Genomic DNA, 22,272 nt, shown 5'->3' with positions numbered 1-22,272 from the left:
TGATCGGCCCCGGGCTCTTCGTGATCGCTCTTCGTGATCGGCCCCAGGCTCTTCGGCCCGCCGGTGGCGGTTCGACCGCCGGCACTGCTCGGCCGTTGACACAACTCTGCGTCCGCGCCAACAGTCGCAACTCGGATTCACCCGAAGAAGAACCCATGATCTTGCGCGTACCGAAAGATTCCGCGGTTCCGCGGTTCCCCCGCCCCGCCCCCGTCCCGTCCCGCCCCGTCCCGCCCCGTCCCACCCGTCCCACCCCGCGAGACTGCGTGAATCGTCGAAAAGAGCCCCCTATCCGACGATTCACGCAGTCTCGAGGAGTTCACGCAGTCCGCCGAATGCTCAGCCGTTGATGATCTGAGGGACGCCGAGTCCCTTGAGCCCTTCTGCACCGAATTCGAGACCGTAACCTGACTCCTTGATGCCGCCAAACGGGATCATCGGGTGCACGCCGCCGTGCGAGTTGATCCACACCGTTCCCGCCTTGATTCGGGGAGCGATGGCGCGCGCCCTCTCGACGTCACCCGACCACACCGAGGCGCCGAGGCCCGACTCGAGGGCATTCGCCCGGCGGATGACGTCTTCAAGATCGGAGTACTTCACAATGGGCAGCGCCGGACCGAACTGCTCCTCGAGCACGAGCGGATCGTCGGGATCGATCTCAGCGACCAGGGTCGTCGGATAGAAGTTGCCCGAGCGGTCGCGATCCGGGTTGCCGCCCAGCAGCACGCGAGCTCCCGACGCTTTGGCCTTCTCGACGAGATCATCGACGATCTCCCACTGGGGACGGTTGGTCAGAGGGCCGAGCACGCTGCTCTCATCGGCGCCATCGCCCATCCGCACGGTGACGGCATACTCTCTCAGCGACTGACACACCTCCTCGTAGACGTCCTCGTGCACATACAGGCGCTTGAGTGCGGCACGGGTCTGGCCCGTGTTGATGAAGGCTCCCCAGAAGAGTCCCTCGGCGATAGCCTTCGGATCGACATCCGGAAGCACGATCCCCGGGTCGTTCCCGCCGAGCTCGGGGGTCAGGCGGGTGATGTTGTCGGCGGAGTTCTTGATGGTCGTCTTACCGGTCTCTGTAGACCCGGTGAACATGATCTTGCCGATCGCTGGATGCTCGACGATGCGAGCGACGACCTCACGATTTCCAGACATGACCGTGAGCACGCCCTCCGGCAGTTCCTGATTCAGGATCGCGACGACGGCGAGCACGCTCAACGGCGTATACGCAGACGGTTTGACGACGACAGCGTTGCCCATGCGGAGCGCAGGAGCGATCTGCCAGATGGCGATGAGGGCGGGCCAGTTCCACGGTCCTATCGCGCCGACGACGCCGATCGCACGGTAGTGCAGTTCGGCGCGGGTCTGCTCGTCGTCGACGACGACCTCGGGTTCGAGCGTCGTCGTCGCGGACGCGCGCAGCCATGCCGCGCAGCCCCCCGCCTCGAAACGTGCGCCGGGACCGTTCAACGGCTTGCCCTGCTCGCGGGTGATGATCTGAGCGAGCGCCTCGGCTGCCTCGTCGATACGGTCGGCGGCACGTAGCATGATCTCCACACGCCCGGCATGGCCGAGCGCCTCCCACTGCGGCTGCGCCGTCACGGCCGCGGCGACGGCTCGTTCGAGATCCTCGACGGTGTGCACGGGCGCCCGTCCGACGACGCCGTTGGTGGCGGGATTCCGGATCGCACGACCCTCGCCGCCGGCGGGTTCGATGGCGGAGAGCAAGCCCTCGAATGTGGTCAGGTTCTCAAGCGTATTCATGGGTGTGCCTTTCGTGTAGGTGCTTCAGGAGTAGGGTCATGACGGTACGGCCGAGGTGCGTGCACACCTCGGCGTAGGAGGCGGCGACATCCGGACGCGACGGCGTTCGCCCCGGGGCCGACCGCGACGACCGAGAACTCATGAGCCGCGGGAGCGGGAAGACCGAGCCAGCCGGTCGAGCCCGCGGCGAGGTCGGTGCGACGGAGTCCGCGCGCCGTGTCGTCGACGAATGCCACGCGGCCGATCGGATCCGCAGGCGAATGCGAAGCGGGACGCGCCGTCGCCCTCGTCGAGACCGAATGCCTGCGCCATGACGGCGTGCTCCCTTGTGTCGCACCTGCTGTGTCGCACTCACGCTAGGTGCCGGCACGCCATGCCGCATTGACGCCGTCAGAACAGTTCTTGACCGCAGGCGAAGTATCCGGAGGCGCAGGCTCGACGCGGGCTGCCTCAGGGTAGTGATGTTCAGTCCACCCTTCCCCATGGCCGCCGCGCGTTCGTGAATCCGGATGGGCATCGCACGGCATGTCGGCGGCTGTTCTCGTCGAGAACCGCGACGATCACCAGGCGATCGGGCGATATCGGCTCCACCGCCGCGCATCAGAACAGAAGAATCTAAATTCTTCTGTTTGTGAGAAGCCCTTTGACGTGACACCATCTGTGCATGGTCGCTGCCGATCCAGTCACCGAGCCACACCGCACGCCGACGAGCTCTCCTACCGCCGCCGGCCCCGCCGACGTGGACGCCGCCGCTGATGCCGAGACCGACGCCCTGACCCTCGGACGTCGCATCCGCAAGCTCCGCACCGCTCGAAAGATGACGCTCGACGATCTCGCCTCCGCCGTCGAACGGGCGCCGTCGCAGGTGTCGATGATCGAGAACGGCAAGCGCGAACCGCGGCTCTCGATGCTGCACACGATCGCACTCGCCCTCGGAACGAACGTCGACGAGCTCCTCAAGACGGATGCCCCGAGCGAACGGGACGCCCTGGAGATCGCCGTCGAACGGGCACAGCGCGGCCCCGTATTCGACGCTCTCGGCCTGCAGCGCATCCGCGTCGGCAAAAGCCAGAACGACGAGACCTTGCAAACCATCCTGACTCTGCACAACGAGATCGAGAGACTGCACCGCGAGCGAGCCGCGACACCGGAGGAGGCGCGCAGGGCCAACGCCGAATTGCGGGCGACGATGCGCGGGCGCGACAACTACTTCGCCGAGCTCGAGACCATGGCATCCGAGCTGCTCGCCGCGGTCGGGCACACGGGCGGCCCCCTCTCACAGCAGCTGGTGGCCGACATGGCGAGCCACCTCGGCTACTCGCTGCATTACGTGGTCGACCTGCCGCACTCGACCCGCTCGGTCACCGACAAGCGCAATGGACGCATCTACCTGCCAACGGAGCAGTCTGCGTCGCGGGACTCCCGCTCGCCCATCCTGCAGGCATTCGCAAGCCATCTGTGCAGACACGACGAACCCAGAAACTACGCCGATTTTCTGCGACAGCGTGTCGAGGCCAACTATCTCACCGCGGCCGTGCTGCTGCCGGAGCGCGACGCCGTGAAGATGCTCACCGAGGCGAAGAACCTGCGGCGCATCTCTATGGAGGACCTTCGCGACGCCTTCGCGGTCTCCTATGAGACGGCCGCCCACCGCTTCACCAACCTGGCTACCGCTCGCCTCGGCATCCCGGTGCATTTCATGAAGGTGAACGAATCCGGCACGATCATCAAGGCCTACGAGAACGACTCTGTCCGCTTCCCGAGCGACGCCCTCGGGGCGATCGACGGCACGACCGTGTGCCGCAACTGGACGGCGCGCACCGTCTTCGACGTCGAGGACCGATTCAGCCCCTGGTACCAGTACACCGACACGCCGAACGGCACCTTCTGGTGCACCTCGCGCATCGAGAAGGCCAAGGAAGGCGAATACTCGGTGAGCGTGGGAGTTCCGTTCGAGCACGTCAAGTGGTTCCGCGGGCGGGAGACGCCGCATCGTGCCGTGTCGCGGTGTCCGGATGAGTCGTGCTGCCGCCGCGCCCCGACCGGGCTCGCCGACCGCTGGGCCGAGCAGTCGTGGCCGGCCGCCCGAACGCCGACGAGCCTCCTCGCGGCGCTGCCGACTGGCGCATTCCCCGGCGTCGACCAGACCGAGGTATACGAGTTTCTCGAGCGGCACGCCCCGCGCTGACGCATCCCGACGCCCGGCTATGCCCTGGCGCTGGGCGGCGGGTCCGTTCTGCAGAGCCCTGCACCGCGGGCTCTGCACCGCGGGCCCCCGCACCGCCGCAGGCTCCGTTCCGCAGGCCCCGTTCCGCAGGCTCTGCACCACCGCAGGCCCCGCACCACCGCAGGCTCCGTTCCGCAGGCTCTGCACCACCGCAGGCCCCGCACCACCGCAGGCCCGTTCCGCAGGCCGACTCCCACAGGCTCCGTTCCGCAGACCCCCGCACCGCTCGGCGCAGGCGACATCCTGCGCCTGTGCCAAGGCCAGCGCACGATCTCGCACCGGCGGATAGCTGCCGAAGTCAGCGAGGCGGGAGGTCATCACGCGGAGCGGAGGCCGATTCCGCGGAATGAGGCCTCCTGTCCTCGCGAAAGCCTCCGCCCCGGCGACGAGTCAGTAGCGCGGTGCGCAGGGTTTTCACAGTCGGCCGAGGCCTGTTCTGGGCACTCGAGCTCGTTCCCTCCCGCGGGTCCGCGTGCGGCTCATACCGCTCGCGCCGCCCGCGCCGCTCAACGTCGCTGGGCGGATGCCGCACCTATGGCGGAACCCGCCGCAGTCTGCAGAACCGCTGGGCCCTGGCAGTTCACACACTTCAACCGCACGCACATCGCCGCCGCTCTTCATCACCGAGGACGAGCTCGTATGCGGTCTCGCAATCATCGACGAGGCGCTCACGATCGCCAACGGTCACCCGATGGCGGCTGCGAGCTGCGGGTGCCGCTGCATCGTATGCAGGATGAGAGCCGTGGTAGGTCACCGAGAAACCCAACGGCGCTCTCATCCTGCGTTTTCGGATCGACGCCGCGTTTCCGGATCGACGCCGGGATCGACGCCGCCAGCCTGATCGGGTTCGCAGGCTCCCGGCTCACCCGGCCGGAGTGATCGCGCCCAGACTAACCGTCGGCCGCGGAGCGGTTCGTTATATACATGCTGTCGAATCTCCGTTGTCTTGATACACCTTGTCTTCAAACACGGCGTCAGTATGAGGCGGTGCCGGGCGGCATAGGCTTGACGCAGGTGTGCATCGAGGCTGATGCCTGCCTGATCGCCATACACCGTGGAGAGGAGCCTTATGAGCGACTATGCAGTGGTCAATCCGGCAACAGGGGAGACCGTCAAGACCTACCCGACCATCACGGACGAACAGCTGGCTGCGGCGATCGCCGCAGCCGACGAAACGCACCGCGGCTGGTCGCGGTCCTCGACCGTCGAACAACGGGCGGCGCTGATCCGCCGCGTCGGTGAACTCCACCTGGAGCGTCGCGAGGAACTCGCCGAGATCATCGTGCGCGAGATGGGCAAGCCGATCGAGCAGGCCCTCAGTGAGGTGGACTTCAGCGCGGACATCTACGCGTACTACGCTGACAATGCGGCCGACCTTATGAAGGACGAGTCGATCGCGCTGCTCTCGGGCGAAGGCTCGGCCCTCATCCGCCGCAGTTCGCTTGGAGTGCTGCTCGGCGTCATGCCGTGGAACTTCCCCTACTACCAGGTCGCCCGCTTCGCGGGACCGAATCTCGTCGTCGGAAACACGATCCTCCTGAAGCACGCCGAGCAGTGCCCCGAATCGGCCGCCGCGATCGAGCTGATCTTCCGCGACGCGGGCTTCCCGGCTGGCGCCTATGTCAACGTCTACGCCTCGCACGAGCAGATCGCGACCGTTATCGCCGACAAGCGGGTGCACGGCGTGTCACTCACCGGCTCAGAACGCGCCGGCGCCGCGATCGCCGCGATCGCCGGCCGCCACCTGAAGAAGGTGGTACTGGAGCTCGGCGGTTCCGACCCCTTCATCCTCCTGTCGACCGACGACCTCGACGCGACCGTCGACGCCGCCGTAGCCGCGCGCCTTGACAACAACGGACAGGCCTGCAATGCGGCCAAGCGGTTCATCGTCGTCGATGAGCTCTATCAGCCATTCCTCGACAAGTTCACCGCTGCGATCTCGTCGGTGGAGCCGGGTGATCCGATGAAGGAGGGCACGAGTCTCGGACCGCTCTCGTCGGCCAAGGCGACCGCGACGCTCGCCGAACAGGTCGAGCGAGCGGTCGCTCAGGGGGCGACGCTCGTCTCGGGCGGAACCGTCGACGGCAACTTCTACGCATCGACGGTGCTCACCGATGTGAAGCCGGGCTCTGACGCCTACCACGAGGAGTTCTTCGGACCGGTCGCGCAGGTGTTCCGTGTCGCCGACGAATCCGAGGCGGTGCATCTCGCGAACGACACCCCGTTCGGCCTCGGCTCCTACGTCTTCACCACGGACGAGGCGCAGGCGCTCCGCGTAGCCGACGGCATCGAGGCCGGCATGGTCTTCGTGAACGTCGTGGGCGCAGACGGTGCCGAGCTGCCCTTCGGCGGAGTCAAGCGCTCCGGTTCCGGCCGCGAGCTGGGCCGCTTCGGTGCCGACGAGTTCGTGAACAAGAAGATGATCCGTATCGGCGGCTGATCGCTCGCACCCCGCCTCCGCTCCACCCGGCCTCGCTCTGCCTGGCTCGGCGTCGCTGTTCTCCCGCTCGGCGTCGCTGTTCGGTGCGGAGCGGATGCGTTCGTGCGGTGGGGAGAGGCCCACCGGCAACACCAGGTCGCGTCAAGTCCGCAGGCGGAGGCTTTCATACGATAGGGAGGCCCGATCTCGGAATTCGGGCCTCCCTTCCCGCCGAAGGCCTCCCTTGCGTACGGTCTGCTGCCCTCTCCGACGACGGCGAAACGATCGGGTCCTCACAGAACCTGCGCGGAACGAGCCGTGCGGAACGGGGGCGAGACACTGGACAGCGGTCACCCCGGGCGTGGATGATCGAGGCGGAGGCCATCATGGAGATTCTGCAAGTCGCCCAGCACGCCGACGACCTGGACCGTGCTTCCGCGTTCTACGAGGCGCTCCTCGGCGGGCCGCCTGCCGCACGATTCGATCCGCCGGGGCTCCTGTTCTTCAACGTGGGCCGCTCGAGACTGCTCCTCGAGAAAGCGGCGGCGTCCGCGCTGGTCTATCTGCAGGTCGACGACGTGCGGGTCACGATCGACGCACAGCGTGCACGCGGCGTCGAGATCGTCGACGAACCGCACGTGATCTTCAGTCACGACGACGATACGCTCGGTCCGGCCGGAACCGACGAGTGGATGGCCTTCATCCGGGATAGCGAGGGCAACACGGTCGGCCTCGTCAGCCACGAACCCCGCCACGATCCCTAGACGCCCGACTGTTCACGCACGCGTTGCCGCGCGGCCCCTCCCGCGACATCCGCGGCTCATACCGTCAGGGAGTCCCCGCCCCTTCTCGATAAGGAGCATTCCCGTGCACAATCGAATCATCACCGGCGCCCTCTGCGCCACCGTCCTGATCGGCATCGCACCGGTCGCCGCGGCCAGTGCCGCCACCGGCCCCATCAGCTTCGACCCGATCGCCGGCTCGTCCTAACACCTCTGAAGACCGCGTGATCGAGATCGACCTTTCGAAGCAGACGGTCTCGGGCTTCGTCGAGAAGGGCGTCAATGTCCGAAGACGGTGTTCGTCAACATCCAGCACCCCGAGAAGGAACTGGCCGACGGAACCTGGGCGATCAGCAAGCGCTAAAATTCCTCGACACCGGAGGGGAGGCCTTCGGGCGGAGCGGAGGCCTGTTTCTGCGGATTCGGCCTCCCCTTCCGCCGAAGGCCTCCCCTCCGGAGTGGGCCCTAGGCGGGGTGGGGCCTTCCCTCCGGGGTGGGGCCTTCCCTCCGGCAGGTAGATACGCAGAGGAGGGCCCGCCGCGACGCGACGGGCCCTCCTCGAGGCTGTGCTCAGACGATGAGGCTCAGATGGCGTTCACATCGAGTGGGATGCCGGGACCGAAGGTGGTCGACACGGCGCCCTTCTGGATGTAGCGGCCCTTGGCGCTCGACGGCTTGAGACGAACGACCTCTTCGAGAGCGGTTTTGATGTTCTCGTCGAGCTGCTCGGCGGTGAAGCCGGCCTTGCCCACCACGAAGTGGACGTTGGCGTGCTTGTCGACGCGGAACTCGATCTTTCCGCCCTTGATGTCGGAGACGGCCTTGGCCACGTCGGGGGTGACGGTGCCGGTCTTCGGGTTCGGCATGAGGCCGCGCGGGCCGAGCACCTTGCCGAGACGACCGACCTGGCCCATGAGCTCGGGGGTCGAGACGGCCGAGTCGAACGCGGTGTAGCCACCGGCGACCTTCTCGATCAGCTCGGCGCCACCGACCTCGTCGGCGCCGGCCGCGATGGCCGCCTCGGCGGCAGGACCGGTCGCGAACACGATGACGCGGGCGGTCTTACCGGTGCCGTGGGGCAGGATGACGGTGCCGCGCACCATCTGGTCGGCCTTGCGCGGGTCGACACCGAGCTTGAGAGCGACCTCGACGGTGCTGTTGAACGTGGCGGAACCGGTCTTCTTCGCGAGAGCGACCGCCTCGCTCGGGGTGTAGAACTTGCCGTCTTCGATCTTCTCGGCCGCGGCGCGGTAGGCCTTGGACTTCTGTGCCATGTTGTTCTCCTTGAGAGAGTGTGGTCATCTGCGCTGGCGAGCGCTGCCACGATGAGAGTTTGGAGTGATGCAGCCGACTACTCGACCGTTATGCCCATCGAACGAGCTGTGCCGGCGATGATCTTCGATGCGGCGTCGAGGTCGTTCGCGTTGAGGTCGACCATCTTCGCCTCGGCGATCTCGCGCACCTGAGCCTGCGAGAGCTTGGCGACCTTGACGGTGTGCGGGGTCCCGGAACCCTTGGCTACGCCCGCCGCCTTCTTGATGAGCTCGGCGGCCGGCGGGGTCTTCAGGATGAAGGTGAACGAGCGGTCCTCGTACACGGTGATCTCGACGGGGATCACATTGCCGCGCTGCGCCTCGGTGGCCGCGTTGTAGGCCTTGCAGAACTCCATAATGTTGACGCCGTGCTGACCCAGAGCCGGGCCGATGGGCGGGGCCGGGTTGGCGGCGCCGGCCTTGATCTGAAGCTTGATCAGAGCAGTAGCCTTCTTCTTCGGTGCCATAGCTTTTCCTTCTTTCGTGTTCGAGCCGAGCGGATGGATCCACTCGCCTCTCCCGTGCGCCCGGCAGTTCCGGGCGACGGTGGTCTAGTACATTCGTGCGGTCCCAACCGACGGAGCGGCTGAACCGGTTGCGGTCAGAGCTTGGTGACCTGGTCGAAGCTGAGCTCGACCGGGGTCTCGCGCTCGAACAGCGAGACGAGCACGATGAGCTTGCCGCTCTCGGGCTTGATCTCGCTGATCGAACCGGGCAGACCCGCGAACGAGCCTTCCTTGATGGTGATCGTCTCGCCGATCTCGAAGTCGACCTCGGCCGGGATGACACGGGTCGCAGCCTTGCCTCCCTTGGCCGCCCCACCCTTGGCGACCGGCGCATCCTTGATCTCGACCAGGCTCTTCAGCATGCCGAAGGCCTCCTCGAAGCGGAGTGGGGTCGGATTGTGCGAGTTGCCGACGAAGCCGGTGACACCCGGCGTGTGGCGCACGACCGACCAGCTGTCCTCGTTGAGGTCCATGCGCACGAGCACGTAGCCGGGAATGCGCACGCGCGTGACCATCTTGCGCTGGCCGTTCTTGAGTTCGACGACGTCCTCCATCGGAACCTCGACCTGGTAGATGTAGTCCTCCATGGCCATCGACTGCTTGCGGTTCTCGATGTTCTGCTTCACGCGACGCTCGAAACCCGCATAGGAGTGGATGACATACCACTTGCCCGGCATGAAGCGCAGTTCCTGACGGAACTCCTCATACGGATCCTCGGGAGTCTTCTCCTCGTCTTCTGCAGCCTCGAGAGCGGCCTGGGCCTCTTCGTCCGAGTCGATGTCGAGCGCATCGTCGACGACGGCGTCGGCCTCGGGGTCGACGGCCTCGGCCATCGCATCGAGCACGGCGTCGAGGTCGATCTCGTTGCCGTCGTCATCGACGACATGCAGCGCGGACTGCTCGGCGGCCTCGACCGATCCCTCGGCCTCCGCGAGCACATTGCCCTCCTGCGCCTCGTCATCCTCGGAGGACTGTTCTGCGGCAGTTGCCCAGTCGACGTCGTCGTGCTCTGTCTTAGACACTAGATTCTCAATCCTTCTGTGTTGCGGCAGTTCTGGTGGACTTGTCGAAGCATCCGGATACCGTGCACCGAACCTTCGAGGGCCGAAACGACCCGTCTCGGAACTATCCGCCGGGGGTTCCGAACACATAGGCGACGCCGAGGGCGAACACCCAGTCGAGGGCCCATACGAGAGCCATCACGATGATCACGAAAACCAGCACGACACCCGTGTAGCTCAGGAGCTCCTTACGGGTCGGGGTGACGACCTTCCTCAGTTCACCGATGACCTGCTTGATGAACAGGGAGAACCGCGCGAAAGGACCACGCTTGGCTTCGCGCTCCTTCTTGGCGTTCGCGACGACGTCCTCACTGGGTTCGTCGATAACTTTTCGGGTCACCTTGTTACACCTTTCATGGGCCGATGTGCGAAACACCGACTTGCAGGGCGGACAGGACTCGAACCTGCAACCTGCGGTTTTGGAGACCGCTGCTCTACCAATTGAGCCACCGCCCTATGAATGCTCGGCTACGTTCAGAACACGTGTTTCTGAACGAACTCGGCACACTTTCCGAGCAAGCTCAGCTTCCGAGCAAGCTCAGCACATCTGTCGCATTTCCGCATCCTGGAGTAGTGAAACCGCATAGCTCTGCCGCACTCACCCTCGGGGTCTTGCCAAAAATAGGCGCAGAAAAGCATGGCAGAATTCAACTACCTCGACCAAGTGTAGGTGACGCCGGGAAAAGAGTAAAGCCGAGCGGATGCCGCCCGAGACCGTCACCGGAAGGGAGGCCTTCGCGAGCTGCGGAGGCCGAATACCGTGGGACGGGCCTCCGCTCATGACGGAGGCCTCCCTTCCGGTTGCGTCTGGCTGTCGGCGTGCGACGGCCGATGAGTAGAGACGGGTAGGCATGCGGCGAGTATGCCGGCCTCTGTCGAGCCGGACCGTGACCGAATACACTGGCGACACGTTCACCAGTTCAGAGTCGGAGGCAGAACGTGACGAACACCCTGGGACTCCACCTCATGGAGTCGGACGAGACCCTCGTCATTTCCGCGCGCTCCGGTGACACCGACGCTTATGCGGAGCTCTGGCACCGACACGCGACCGCGGGCCTTCGCGCGGCACGACACTACATCTCCCCGAGCGAGACCGACGACCTCGTGGCCGAGGCCTACACGCTGATCCTGCAGCGCATACGAGCCGGCGGCGGCCCCGACGGTCCCTTCCGGCCCTACCTCTACGTGACGATCCGCAACCTCGCAGGACGCTGGAGTTCGCGCCGAGCAGACGTGCGCGTCGAGACCCTGAGCGAGACCGAGGATCCGGAAAGCCTCAGCGACCACACGATCGAGGCGCTAGACCGGTCGCTGACCTCGATAGCATTCCGCAGTCTGCCCGAGCGCTGGCGTTCCGTGCTCTGGTACACGGTGGTCGAGCAGATGGAGCCGCACGAGGTGGCTCCCCTTCTCGGAATGACACCCAATGCCGTCGCCGCTCTCTCCTACCGAGCACGAGAGGGGCTTCGCAGAGCGTGGCTGCAGGCACATGTCTCAGACGTCCAGCGCAGCGCAGCGTGCACCTGGGTGCTCTCGCGCCTGGGCGACCACTCACGGAGGGGCCTCACACCGCGCCAGACCCGTCGCGTGAAAACACACCTCGCCGAATGCTCGAGTTGCGGTCTCATCGCCGAGGAGATCGAGACCGTGAGTTCGGGCCTCGCCACCGTGCTCATCCCGCTCGCGCTCGGCGGGACCGCCGGCGGCACCTGGCTCGCGGCGAAAGGCTCGTCGTCGGCCGCCATCGCTGCGGCCACACCCCCCGTCGTCTCGGCGCTCACGACGGGTGGCACTGTCACGGTCGCGGCCCTCTCCAGTGCAGGAACCACGACGATCGTTTCGCCGACCGCATTCATCGGAGCCGTGACGATGGCGGTGGCGATCGCCATCTCACCGGTCGACGCGGTGGTGCCTCCGAGCACCTGGGCCCAACCCCTCCCCGTCGTCGAGGACCACACACCGCAGGGCACCCATCCGGATGCGAACCCCCGGGCCGAGACGCCAGACGCCGGCTCGCTGCCCGGGCTCCGCGACGAGAGCAGGACAACATCCGTTCCGTCGCCGGAGATGAGCTCGCCGGGTTCCAGGGACGATCCATCGCACGACGACGGGGCGGACCTCACCTCACCTCCGAACGGGTCGGGAAAACCCCAGAAGGACAAGACGAGCGGCTCAGGGCAGGGCGGGGAAAGCCAGGGAGCCGTCACGCCGGGGGCCCCAAAGGACAGATCCGTCTCGGGGCAGAACGGCAAGCCCGCTCGAACGGGAAAACCCGAGCAGACGGGCAAACCCGCCCAGACCGCTCCCGTCGTTCCGAAGGAACCGGTGCGGAACGCTCCTCCCGGGCAGGCGAACGACAGTTCCGAAACCCCCGGCGGATCCTCCGCGAAGCAGGCAGAAGACCTCGCTGCGTCATTCACAACGACTCCAGAGACCCCGTCCTCCGCACAGGCCCCCTCCGGCGACGCGCCGGACGAGTCCGCGTCGGCGTCCGCCGGGGACGGTCAGTAATTATTCTTCTGCTTTTCCCGTCATAGTCGGCTGCATCCCGTCTCCTACCAGATAGAGATGCATGAAGGCCCGGCCGCGGGCATTCGCCCCAGGCCCGAAATGGAACGGCTGCGGCGGCCGGGCCTTCACGCTCACCGACAGGGAAGGATGTGCCATGAGCGGCGGTCATCCGCGCACGCGATCGATGGACAGCCCGGTGTCCGCGCGTGGATACGACGCGACCCCGGCATCCTTGCCCCGAGGTCTGATGCGCGAGCATCAGTCGTTGGAGGGCCCCCCTCCTTCCGACGAGTGAGACGGTGGCGACTCAAGCGCCTCCGTCCCACGCCACCATGCCCCCGTATCGACCCCCCTCGAGACGGGGGCATGGCTTTGCCCCCGCCCGGTGCGCGTGGACCGGGCAGTCCCGTCGCGGAGTCACCCTGTCACGGAGCGAACGCACACCCTATGCTCGAGGGGTGACCGAACATCCGCGCCTCTCCGCCCGCATCGCCGCCATCGCAGAGTCCGCCACGCTCAAGGTGGATGCCAAGGCCAAGGCCCTCCAGGCCAAAGGCCGTCCCGTCATCAGCTACGCTGCCGGGGAGCCGGATTTCGCGACGCCCGGCTACATCGTCGAGGCGGCAGTCGCCGCAGTGCGCGATCCGAAGAACTACCGTTACACGGCCGCGGCCGGGCTTCCGGAGCTGCGGGAGGCGATCGCGGCCAAGACCGCGCGCGACTCCGGCCTCGAGGTGTCCCCGAGCCAGGTGGTCGTCACCAACGGCGGCAAGCAGGCCGTCTACCAGTCGTTCGCGACGATCATCGACGACGGCGACGAGGTGCTCGTGCCCACGCCGTACTGGACCACCTATCCCGAGGCGATCAAGCTCGCCGGCGGTCGCCAGGTCGACGTCTTCGCCGGAAGCGAGCAGAACTACCTCGTCACCGTTGAACAGCTCGAGGCGGCCCGCACCGACCGCACCAAGGCTCTCCTCTTCGTCTCGCCCTCGAACCCGACCGGAGCGGTCTACTCCCCCGAGCAGACCCGTGCGATCGGCGAGTGGGCCGAGGCCAACGGGCTCTGGGTCATCACCGACGAGATCTATCAGAACCTCGTGTACGACGGCATCAAGGCCGTGTCCATCGTCGAGGCCGTACCGGCTCTCGCCGATCGCACCATCCTCGTCAACGGTGTCGCCAAGACCTACGCGATGACCGGCTGGCGTGTCGGATGGATGGTCGGCCCTGCGGATGCGATCAAGGGGGCGGCCAATCTACAGTCGCACCTGTCGTCCAACGTCTCCAACATCTCGCAGCGCGCCGCGATCGCGGCCCTCACCGGCCCGCAGGACGCGGTCGAGGAGATGCGCCAGGCATTCGATCGTCGCCGCAAGACCATCGTCGCCGAGCTCAACAAGATCCCGGGCATGAAGACGCCCACCCCGCAGGGAGCGTTCTACGTATATCCGGATGTCTCGGACCTGCTCGGCCGTGAGTGGGCGGGTGTCACCCCGACCTCCTCACTCGAGCTCGCCGATCTCATCCTCGACAAGGCCGAGGTCGCCGCCGTTCCCGGCGAGGCCTTCGGCCCGAGCGGTTTTCTGCGGTTCAGCTACGCGCTCGGCGACGCCCCATTGCTCGAGGGCGTGCAACGCCTGCAGCGCCTCTTCGCGTAGCCGCGTCTGCACATCCCGCCTCCCGGCGCGATTGCCTGCACGCGGGGCCTTCCCTGACGGAGAGAGATCGTCCTGACGAGGAGAGAAAGCCGCAGCGTTCGTATCCTGGTCGCCGCACAGGGAAGCGGTCACGCCTCCTCAACCGGGCGAGCGTCCGCGCGCAACACCGCCCGTGCCTCGGCGAAGACCTCGTCGGCAATCGCCGTCAGCATCGGCGACCGCAGATTCCACTGCTGCCAGTAGAGCGGGACGTCGGCAGGCTCGTTCGGTGCCAGTTCGACGAGGTTGCCGCCGGCAATCAGCCCCCGGGATTGCAACTCCGGCAGCAACCCCCAGCCGAGTCCGCTTGCGACCGCCTCGGCGAACTCGTTCGACGCCGGAATGTAGTGTCGCGGCGGAGCGGCGACTTCGACGCCGTGTGCGCGCAAGAACCTCGTCTGCAAGTCGTCCTGCCTGTCGAAGTCCACGAGCGGGGCGATCGAGAGCGAACGTCGATCTGCACCTGCCGGCATCCACCGCGCGACGAAGGCCGGGGTCGCCACCGCGCGGTATCTCATGTCTCCGAGATGCCGGGAGACGCATCCCTGAACGGCCTCGGCACACGAGGTCACCGCGGCCATCACCAAGCCGGTTTCGAGAAGGGCGATCGTGTGCTCCTGGTCCTCGCGATGGACCTCGAACGTGACCGGATGCCGCTCCGCGATCCGAGCGAGCGCCTTGAGCATCCACGCGCCGAGGCTGTCCGCGTTGATCGCGAGCGGAACCGCCGTGGGGGTGCCGCCCCCGTGGAGCCCGATCTCGGCGAGCACGTCGTGCTCGAGGAGTTCGAGTTGCCGCGCGAGGCGCACGACCGCCTGCCCCGCATCGGTCGCGACGACAGGTTTCGACCGCACGAGCAGCACCCGCCCGAGCAATTGTTCGAGGGTCTTGATGCGTTGGCTGACCGCTGACGGCGTGACGTTGAGCGCACGAGCGGCCGCATCGAAGGTACCGGCCGAGACGACGGCCGAGACCGTGCGCGCCAGGTCGAGGGGAATCTCCATACTAAGCAACACTAATGATTCTGAAGAAATATGAGCTGGATAGTTCAGAATCGAGTGCCTAACGTCGAGGGATGAGCACCCTCGCCACTGCTGCGCTCGCCGGTCTCGGCCTCGGCTTCTCCCTCATCGTCGCGATCGGCGCCCAGAATGTCTTCGTGCTGCGCCAGGGACTGCGCCGGGAGCACCTGCTCTCCGTCGTGCTCATCTGCGCCGTGTCCGACATCGTCCTCGTCGCCGTCGGGATCGGCGGTATCGGCGCCGTGCTCGAAAGGGCTCCCGTGCTCCCCGTTATCGTTCGCTGGGTCGGCGCCGCATTCCTGGTGGGCTACGGCATCCTGGCCGCACGGCGATCACTGCACCCCGGAGCACTCATCGTCGACGAGGGATCGGATGGCGATTCCGAGCCCGTCCGCTTCGGCGGGAGGCCGCCGTCCGGCGGTCCGCTCACCTCGAATCCGGCAGTTGTCGACCCGGGCGGCACAACCGTCCGCGCACGACCGGCCGCCGCCGCAGGCACGAGCCTGCGCGCGACGGTCTTGACGTGCATCGCTCTCACCTGGCTCAACCCGCACGTCTACCTCGACACGGTCTTCCTGCTCGGCTCGATCGCCAACTCGCACGGCGAGACCGGTCGCTGGGCCTTTGGCGCCGGTGCCGCGCTGGCGAGCGTCGTCTGGTTCGGCGCGCTCGGCTTCGGCGCGCGATTGCTCGGGCGATGGCTCGGCACGCCGACCGCGTGGCGGGTCTTCGACGGGGTCATCGCGGTCGTGATGGTCGTCATGGGCGTGCTTCTCGTGCGCCCCTGACCACCGGGGCGGCATGATGGCATCCATCGACCGGCGGATGCGGAAATCGGCCGGATGACCACTGTCGCGACATCCGCCGCCCTGGCACTCTGGGCGTATGACGCAGAGAGAACCCGTCGTGCGTGTGCGCGAACTTCGCAAGAGCTACGGAAGGCTGGCAGCGGTCGCCGGAGTGAGCTTCGACATCGCACACGGCGAGACCTTCGCCCTGCTCGGTCCGAACGGCGCAGGCAAGAGCACGACGATAGAGATCCTCGAGGGCTACCGCGACCGCTCGGGCGGCGAGGTGAGCGTGCTCGGCATCGATCCGCAGCACGGCGGACTGGACTGGAAGGCGCGACTCGGCATCGTGCTGCAGTCGAGCGGGGAAAGCGGCAACGTCACGGTCCTCGAGCAGTTGCGGCATTTCGCCGGCTTCTACCCGAATCCGCGCGACGTCGACGAGGTCATCGCCGCCGTCGGGCTGCAGGAGAAGGCGAAGACGCGCATCTCAAAGCTGTCCGGCGGCCAGCGTCGCCGCGTCGACGTGGCGCTCGGCATCATCGGCCGCCCCGAGCTGCTCTTCCTCGACGAACCCACCACCGGTTTCGACCCGGAGGCCCGCCGCGAGTTCTGGGTACTCATCCGCCGCCTGAAGGCCGAGGGCACGACGATCCTGCTCACCACCCATTACCTCGACGAGGCAGCCCAGCTGAGCGATCGCGCGGGGATCATAACCGGGGGCGCGCTCATCGAGATCGGCGCGATCCATGAGATCGGAGGGAATGATGCGAGAGTTCCGCGCGTGCGCTGGCGAGATTCCGCCGGGGTGCTCCGCGAGGAACGCACGAAGGAACCCGGTGCGCTCGTCACGTCGCTCGTGACACGACTGGAGGGCGAGCCGACCGGCCTCGAAGTGATCCGCCCGAGCCTGGAGGACATCTACCTCGAGTTGGTACGAGACGGCGGAACCGTCGAGGAGGTGCTCGCATGAGCTCGATCGTCCTGGGCGTCAGCCGTGTGCGCTACGAGACCGTCACCTACTTCCGCTCCCCGGATGCCGTCTTCTTCACCTTCCTGTTCCCGCTCGTCATGCTCGGCATCTTCACGGCCGCCTTCAGCGCGGCCGGCAACATCGGCACGAACCCCGACGGCACAGGCGGCATCAGCGTCGGCGCCTACTATCTGCCGGGTATGCTCGCCGCCGGCATGCTCCTGTCCGGCGTGCAGAACCTCGCGGTCGACATCGCCGGAGAGAAGGGAGACGGCACCCTCAAACGCCTGGGCGGCACGCCGCTCTCGCCCACGAGCTACTTCATCGGCAAGATCGGGCAGGTTCTCGTGACCGGCGTCCTGCAAGCCGGTCTGCTCCTGCTCGTCGCCTCGGTGGTGTTCCGGATCGCCCTCCCGACCGACCCTGCGCGATGGCTCACCTTCGCCTGGGTCTTTCTGCTCGGAGTCATCACCTCCGCCTTCCTCGGCATCGCGCTGTCGGCCGTGCCACGCTCTGGCAAGAGCGCGACGGCGGTGGTCATCCCGATCGTGCTCGTGCTGCAGTTCATCTCGGGCGTCTATCTGCGGTTCGACCAGTTGCCCGAGTGGATGCAGAACATCGCGAGCCTGTTTCCGCTCAAGTGGATGGCGCAGGGCATGCGTTCGGTCTTCCTTCCCGAGAGCTTCGCCTCGCTCGAACCCGGCGGCGGTTGGGAGCTGCCGACGGTCGCGATCGTGCTCGGCGTCTGGCTCGCGGTCGGCCTCGTCGTCGGCCGGCTGACCTTCCGCTGGATCCGCAAGGACCGCTAGCCACCCACGCCGTCGATGGTGGCGACGATCGTGGACATAGACATAGGCATCGACGTGGAAGAGTATGTGCATGGAGTCTCGCCGGTGCATGGAGTCTCGCCGGTGGTGGGATGCCGCATTCGCGGCGGTCATCGTCTTTCTCTCGATGTTCGTGCTCGTGCACGATCCGCCCCTCGACGCGAGCGAGGCCGGAGCCCTCGCGACACTCGGCGCCCTCGGGCTCGCGTACTACTCCTTCGGCCGCTACCGCCTGTGGTCCGAGCCCACCGCCCGCAACGTCGTGTTCTCGGCGCTCCTGATCGCCACGGTCAGCATCGGCTCGTACTTCGACCCGATGCTCGCCATCTTGCAAGCGGTCGTCTACCCGTGCCTCTGGGTGATCGCCCTGTCGACGCGCATGGCCATCGTCACGAACTCGCTCGCCGCGCTCGGAGTGTTTGTCGCCTCCACGATCCGCGGCGGGATGGAGGCCATCGCGCCCGGACTCGTCGCCGCAGGCCTGTCGCTCGTGTTCAGCATCTCACTCGGACTCTGGATCACGAGCATCGAACGGTACGGCAGCGAGCGGGCGAAGCTGCTCGAAGAGCTGGTGGCCGTTCAGGACGAGCTGGCGGCACTCCATCGGGACTCGGGTGTCGCGAGCGAGCGGGAACGGCTCGCCCGCGAGATCCACGACACCATCGCTCAGAACCTCACGAGCCTCGTCATGCTCGCGCAGCGCGCCAGGACCGAGCTCGCCGCCGTTCCCGGCACCACGGCGACCGAGGGGAGCCTCGACCTGATCGAGACGACGGCGAGGGACGCCCTCACCGAGGCCAGGACGCTCGTCGTCTCGATGTCGTCGGTCACGGTCGGCGACTCGACGCTCACCGACACCGTCGAACGGCTGGCGGAGCGCTTCCAGCGGGAAACCGGCATCCTGGTCACGCCGCGGGTGGCGGCCACCGGATTGGATCGCGATGTCGAGGTCGTGTTGCTGCGGTGCGCACAGGAGGGGCTCGCCAATGTGCGGAAGCATTCACGGGCCGAGGCCGCGTCGGTGCTCATCGAACACCGCGGGAGCGAGATCGCACTCGTGGTCAGCGACGATGGACGGGGCCTCGGCGACTACGAGCCTGGGCGAGAGACCGGCTTCGGGCTGAGCGGCATGCGCGACCGAGTCGGACTCGTCGGCGGAACCCTCACGGTCGGGCCCGGAACGGACCGCGGCGCCGTACTGACCGTGCTCGTGCCCGCGCACTCGTCGTCGGGAGTCGCGCCGTGATCCGGGTGCTCGTCGTCGACGACCATCCGATCGTGCGCGGCGGCATCGTAGGACTGCTCGGGGCCGCATCCGGCATCGAGGTCGTCGGCGAGGCGGGCGACGGCGCCGAGGCGGTGACCCTGGCCGCCTTATTGCGTCCGGACCTCGTGCTCATGGACCTGCGCATGCCGCTGCTCGACGGCGCACAGGCGACGGCGCTGATCCTCGCCGATGATCCGTCGTGCAAGGTGCTCATCCTCACGACGTACGAGAACGACGACAACATCCTCGGTGCGATCGAGGCCGGCGCGAGCGGCTACCTGCTCAAAGCCGCGCCGCAGGAGGAGATCATCGAGGGTGTGCTCTCGGTCGCGGGCGGGCAGACCGTTCTCGCCCCCTCGATCGCTGCGAGGCTCGTGCAGCGGGTGCGGGCGGATGCCGCGATCCAGGGCAGGCCGACTCAGCGTCTCTCGGCGCGCGAGCTCGAGGTGCTGCGGCTCGTCGGAACGGGCCTGAGCAACCCGCAGATCGCTGCAGGCCTCTTCATCGGCGAGGCCACTGTGAAGACGCACCTCGCGCACGTCTTCGAGAAGCTCGAGGTGAGTGACCGCACGCGCGCCGTGACGCGGGCGATGGAGCTCGGTCTGCTCTGAGCCGGACGAATTCGACGTCCAGAAACGTGAACCGGCAGTAGTGGCCCTTATCAGCTGTCGATAACGGCACCTGCTGCCGGTTCAGGGGCTGGGGCGGGCACCGCGAGCGGCGAGCGAAGCGGCGAGCGAAGCGGCAGGAAAGACTAAAGACTAGAGAGTGATGCCGACGAGCACGGGCTCCGGCTGTAGCGTGATACCGAACTCCGCCTGCACCCGGCCCTGCACGAACCGCGCGAGTTGCGCGATCTCCTCGGCAGTGGCCCCGCCCGTGTTCGTGATCGCGAGCGTGTGCTTGCCGGAGACCGCAGCCCGTGAGCCGGGCAGTTGGAAACCGCGACGGATGCCTGCGTTCTCGATGAGCCACGCCGCCGACAGCTTCACCAGCCGTTCGCCGACCGGGCCGGCATGCTCCGAGACGGCGGACTCCGCCTGCAGAGCCACGAAGGCGTCGAGCGGGGTGCCCGACACGAGGGAGCCGATGGGCATGACCACATCCGGTTCGTCCGGTTCGAGCGGCCAACGCGGCGCGTCGGAGGGCAGGGTGCGTGCGAAGCTCTCACGCACGATCGGATTGGTGAAGAAGGAGCCGGCGCTGCACGTGTCGGGGTCGTCCGGGTTGAGCACCATGCCTTTCGAGGCACGCAGCACGAGCACAGCGTCACGCACGTCAGTGATCGCGACCCTGTCCCCCAGTTGCACGCCGAGCGCGCCGGCCAACTGAGCGTAGCCGACCGGCCGGCCGAGTGGCTGGCCGAGAACGGCCCGCTCCTCGGCGGTGTCGTGCAACGCAAGCTCGACGGTCAGCACGATCCCCTGCAATCCCTGCTTGAGCACAGAGGTGCGATAGTCCAGTCCGAGGGCGGCGGCGTCCAGGCGCAGCACTTCGCCCGTCGCATAGTCGAGGAAGTCGATCGCGACGAGACTCGTCGAGAGCTCCTGCCCGTAAGCGCCGATGTTCTGCACGGGAGCCGCACCGGTCGAGCCGGGAATGCCCGAGAGCGCCTCGATGCCCGACCAGCCGCGGCCGACCGTGTAGACCACGAGTTCGTCCCACGGTTCGCCGGCCTGCACGCGCACGCGCACGACGCCCGGTTCCGCCACGGTCGCAGGCAGGATCTCGATCCCACGCGTGGCGACGCGAATCACGGTTCCCTCGAAACCGTCATCGCTCGCGACCGTGTTCGAACCGCCGCCGATGACGAGCCACTCCCCACCGCTTGCCCACACGGCGCGAGCGGCGTCGATGAGGTCGCGCTGCGTCGTCGCGGTCACCATGTGAGCCGGCACGCCGCCGACGCGCATCGTCGTCAGTTCGGCGAGTGCGATCGGTTCCTGTCCGGCGTTCTCCGGGGTCATCGTCTCCGTCGTTCGTTCGATCGGTCCGCCGGCACTCAGGCGAGGTCCACTCGCGCCTGAGCCTTGCCCAGCACTGTCTGCCCGTCGAAGGTGACGGTGAGGTCGATACGCGCGATGGATGCCTCGGCGTCGAGCTGTCCGACCCTGGCCAGCACGGTCACCGCTGCCGCGGCAGCCGGTCCCACGACGATCGGCCGGGTGAAGCGCACCTGGTAGTCGACGATCCGCCCCGGGTCACCCACCCAGTCCGTGACCGGCTGCACCGCGAGTCCCATCGTGAGCATGCCGTGGGCGATCACCCCCGGCAGGCCGACCGTCGTGGCGACGTCGTCGCGATAATGGATCGAGTTGAAGTCGCCGGATGCGCCGGCGTAGCGCACGAGCGAGTCTCGTGTGAGAGAGAACGAGGCCTCTGCGACGATGTCGCCGACCACGAGGTCATCGAGGCGCGGAGCCACCGGCCCGCCGGATGCATCCGCCCCACCCGATGCGTCCGCCCCACCCCGGGGCGATGCCACAACGCCGGTCGAGTCCGACTCGCCGGCCAAGCCCGATCCGTCGGTCGAGTCCGACTCGCCGGCCAAGCTTGGCGAAACCATCACTCCTCGCCCCTCACCACAAGCGTGGATACCGCGGTCACGACATGCTCGCCCTCGGCATCCGTGATCTGCGACTCCGCCGTCACCATCGCGTGGGCGCCGAGCGTCTTGACGCTCGACACCGTCAGCGTCGCCGTGAGCTCGTCGCCGGCGACGATCGGCCGCGTGTAGCTGAAACGCTGATCGCCATGAACAACCCGTGAGAAATCGATGCCCGCGTCGGGCTCGGCGAGCAGTTGGGCTAGCGTGAGCTCCTGAACGACCACGGCGAATGTCGGCGGGGCGACCACGTCGGCGTGGCCGGCCGCGCGTGCGGCATCCGGGTCGAGGTTGATGGGGTTGGTGGCGAACACCGCGCGTGCGAACTCGCGCACCTTTTCGCGACCCACCAGATAGGGAGCGGTCGGCGCGAAGACCCGACCCTGCAGTTCTGGATTCACTGACACGCCCACAAGTCTAAGAGGCGCAGGCAGGCGTCGCTGTGCCACTTCGGTTCCGAGCACGAGCGTCATCGATGCGGACAGGCGCGACTACCCGCACGAGCAG

Annotated in this window: 20 protein-coding genes and 1 tRNA gene; 11 read left to right on the top strand and 10 right to left on the bottom strand. The window is 67.0% G+C overall.

Annotated elements, in window-relative coordinates:
* Positions 1-339 precede the first annotated feature (339 nt).
* Positions 340-1,749 carry an aldehyde dehydrogenase family protein gene (locus ACFQB0_RS00285; RefSeq protein ID WP_386729565.1) on the bottom strand — a complete coding sequence of 470 codons (1,410 nt, stop codon included), beginning with the start codon at positions 1,747-1,749 and terminating at the stop codon, positions 340-342.
* Between the two features lie 682 nt (positions 1,750-2,431).
* Between ACFQB0_RS00285 and ACFQB0_RS00280 the strand changes: the two genes are divergently transcribed.
* The 4 genes from ACFQB0_RS00280 to ACFQB0_RS00265 all read left to right on the top strand — a co-directional run bounded on the left by ACFQB0_RS00280 (position 2,432) and on the right by ACFQB0_RS00265 (position 7,403).
* Complete coding sequence (locus ACFQB0_RS00280) at positions 2,432-3,955, top strand: helix-turn-helix domain-containing protein (protein WP_386726101.1); 1,524 nt, start codon at positions 2,432-2,434, stop codon at positions 3,953-3,955.
* A gap of 1,108 nt (positions 3,956-5,063) precedes the next feature.
* Entirely contained in the window at positions 5,064-6,434 is a 1,371-nt protein-coding gene (locus ACFQB0_RS00275) for an NAD-dependent succinate-semialdehyde dehydrogenase (protein WP_386726098.1), read from the top strand.
* 365 nt (positions 6,435-6,799) lie between these two features.
* Positions 6,800-7,177, top strand: coding sequence for a VOC family protein (locus tag ACFQB0_RS00270; RefSeq protein ID WP_386726095.1), 378 nt, complete (start codon positions 6,800-6,802; stop codon positions 7,175-7,177).
* 103 nt (positions 7,178-7,280) lie between these two features.
* Entirely contained in the window at positions 7,281-7,403 is a 123-nt protein-coding gene (locus ACFQB0_RS00265; RefSeq protein WP_386726092.1) for a hypothetical protein, read from the top strand.
* Positions 7,404-7,779: 376 nt separating this feature from the next.
* Here ACFQB0_RS00265 and rplA read toward each other — a convergent pair whose 3' ends face one another.
* The 5 genes from rplA to ACFQB0_RS00240 all read right to left on the bottom strand — a co-directional run bounded on the left by rplA (position 7,780) and on the right by ACFQB0_RS00240 (position 10,531).
* Positions 7,780-8,469, bottom strand: coding sequence for a 50S ribosomal protein L1 (rplA, locus tag ACFQB0_RS00260; RefSeq protein ID WP_386726091.1), 690 nt, complete (start codon positions 8,467-8,469; stop codon positions 7,780-7,782).
* 77 nt (positions 8,470-8,546) lie between these two features.
* Positions 8,547-8,975 (bottom strand): 50S ribosomal protein L11, encoded by a 429-nt coding sequence (gene rplK, locus ACFQB0_RS00255; RefSeq protein WP_386726088.1) that lies wholly within the window; start codon positions 8,973-8,975, stop codon positions 8,547-8,549.
* A gap of 134 nt (positions 8,976-9,109) precedes the next feature.
* A complete protein-coding gene (nusG, locus tag ACFQB0_RS00250; RefSeq protein WP_386726085.1) occupies positions 9,110-10,036 on the bottom strand; it encodes a transcription termination/antitermination protein NusG in 927 nt (308 codons plus the stop codon).
* A gap of 103 nt (positions 10,037-10,139) precedes the next feature.
* The gene (gene secE / locus ACFQB0_RS00245; RefSeq protein WP_386726083.1) at positions 10,140-10,415 is read right to left on the bottom strand and encodes a preprotein translocase subunit SecE; all 276 of its coding nucleotides are present in this window, start codon (positions 10,413-10,415) and stop codon (positions 10,140-10,142) included.
* Positions 10,416-10,458: 43 nt separating this feature from the next.
* Positions 10,459-10,531 (bottom strand) — tRNA-Trp (locus ACFQB0_RS00240).
* Between the two features lie 483 nt (positions 10,532-11,014).
* Here ACFQB0_RS00240 and ACFQB0_RS00235 point away from each other — a divergent pair.
* Positions 11,015-12,586: a sigma-70 family RNA polymerase sigma factor gene (locus ACFQB0_RS00235; RefSeq protein WP_386726082.1), complete on the top strand. Its 1,572-nt coding sequence runs from the start codon at positions 11,015-11,017 to the stop codon at positions 12,584-12,586.
* A 458-nt stretch (positions 12,587-13,044) separates the two neighbouring features.
* Positions 13,045-14,244, top strand: a complete 1,200-nt coding sequence (locus tag ACFQB0_RS00230; protein ID WP_386726080.1) for a pyridoxal phosphate-dependent aminotransferase — start codon at positions 13,045-13,047, stop codon at positions 14,242-14,244.
* 128 nt (positions 14,245-14,372) lie between these two features.
* Here the strand turns inward: ACFQB0_RS00230 and ACFQB0_RS00225 are convergent, their stop codons facing one another.
* Positions 14,373-15,287 carry a LysR family transcriptional regulator ArgP gene (locus ACFQB0_RS00225; protein WP_386726078.1) on the bottom strand — a complete coding sequence of 305 codons (915 nt, stop codon included), beginning with the start codon at positions 15,285-15,287 and terminating at the stop codon, positions 14,373-14,375.
* 71 nt (positions 15,288-15,358) lie between these two features.
* Here ACFQB0_RS00225 and ACFQB0_RS00220 point away from each other — a divergent pair, with 71 nt between their 5' ends.
* The 5 genes from ACFQB0_RS00220 (at position 15,359) to ACFQB0_RS00200 (ending at position 19,771) form a co-directional block, all read left to right on the top strand.
* Complete coding sequence (locus ACFQB0_RS00220) at positions 15,359-16,093, top strand: LysE/ArgO family amino acid transporter (RefSeq protein WP_386726077.1); 735 nt, start codon at positions 15,359-15,361, stop codon at positions 16,091-16,093.
* A 97-nt stretch (positions 16,094-16,190) separates the two neighbouring features.
* Complete coding sequence (locus ACFQB0_RS00215; RefSeq protein WP_386726075.1) at positions 16,191-17,066, top strand: ABC transporter ATP-binding protein; 876 nt, start codon at positions 16,191-16,193, stop codon at positions 17,064-17,066.
* A complete protein-coding gene (locus tag ACFQB0_RS00210; RefSeq protein WP_386726074.1) occupies positions 17,063-17,875 on the top strand; it encodes an ABC transporter permease in 813 nt (270 codons plus the stop codon). Before ACFQB0_RS00215 ends, ACFQB0_RS00210 begins: the two co-directional genes overlap by 4 nt.
* Before the next feature lie 88 nt (positions 17,876-17,963).
* Positions 17,964-19,139, top strand: coding sequence for a sensor histidine kinase (locus ACFQB0_RS00205; protein ID WP_386726073.1), 1,176 nt, complete (start codon positions 17,964-17,966; stop codon positions 19,137-19,139).
* Positions 19,136-19,771 (top strand): response regulator, encoded by a 636-nt coding sequence (locus ACFQB0_RS00200; RefSeq protein ID WP_386726071.1) that lies wholly within the window; start codon positions 19,136-19,138, stop codon positions 19,769-19,771. Before ACFQB0_RS00205 ends, ACFQB0_RS00200 begins: the two co-directional genes overlap by 4 nt.
* A gap of 150 nt (positions 19,772-19,921) precedes the next feature.
* Here the strand turns inward: ACFQB0_RS00200 and ACFQB0_RS00195 are convergent, their stop codons facing one another.
* The 3 genes from ACFQB0_RS00195 to ACFQB0_RS00185 all read right to left on the bottom strand — a co-directional run bounded on the left by ACFQB0_RS00195 (position 19,922) and on the right by ACFQB0_RS00185 (position 22,172).
* The gene (locus ACFQB0_RS00195) at positions 19,922-21,127 is read right to left on the bottom strand and encodes a UDP-N-acetylmuramate dehydrogenase (protein ID WP_386726069.1); all 1,206 of its coding nucleotides are present in this window, start codon (positions 21,125-21,127) and stop codon (positions 19,922-19,924) included.
* A 35-nt stretch (positions 21,128-21,162) separates the two neighbouring features.
* Positions 21,163-21,585 carry a MaoC/PaaZ C-terminal domain-containing protein gene (locus ACFQB0_RS00190; RefSeq protein WP_386729562.1) on the bottom strand — a complete coding sequence of 141 codons (423 nt, stop codon included), beginning with the start codon at positions 21,583-21,585 and terminating at the stop codon, positions 21,163-21,165.
* Between the two features lie 140 nt (positions 21,586-21,725).
* Positions 21,726-22,172: an FAS1-like dehydratase domain-containing protein gene (locus tag ACFQB0_RS00185; protein ID WP_386726068.1), complete on the bottom strand. Its 447-nt coding sequence runs from the start codon at positions 22,170-22,172 to the stop codon at positions 21,726-21,728.
* Between the last annotated feature and the right edge of the window lie 100 nt (positions 22,173-22,272).

The sequence above is a fragment of the Luethyella okanaganae genome, from assembly GCF_042660285.1.
In the GTDB taxonomy this organism is placed as follows: Bacteria; Actinomycetota; Actinomycetes; order Actinomycetales; family Microbacteriaceae; genus Luethyella; species Luethyella okanaganae.
This window is presented reverse-complemented; position numbering and strand designations above follow the sequence as displayed.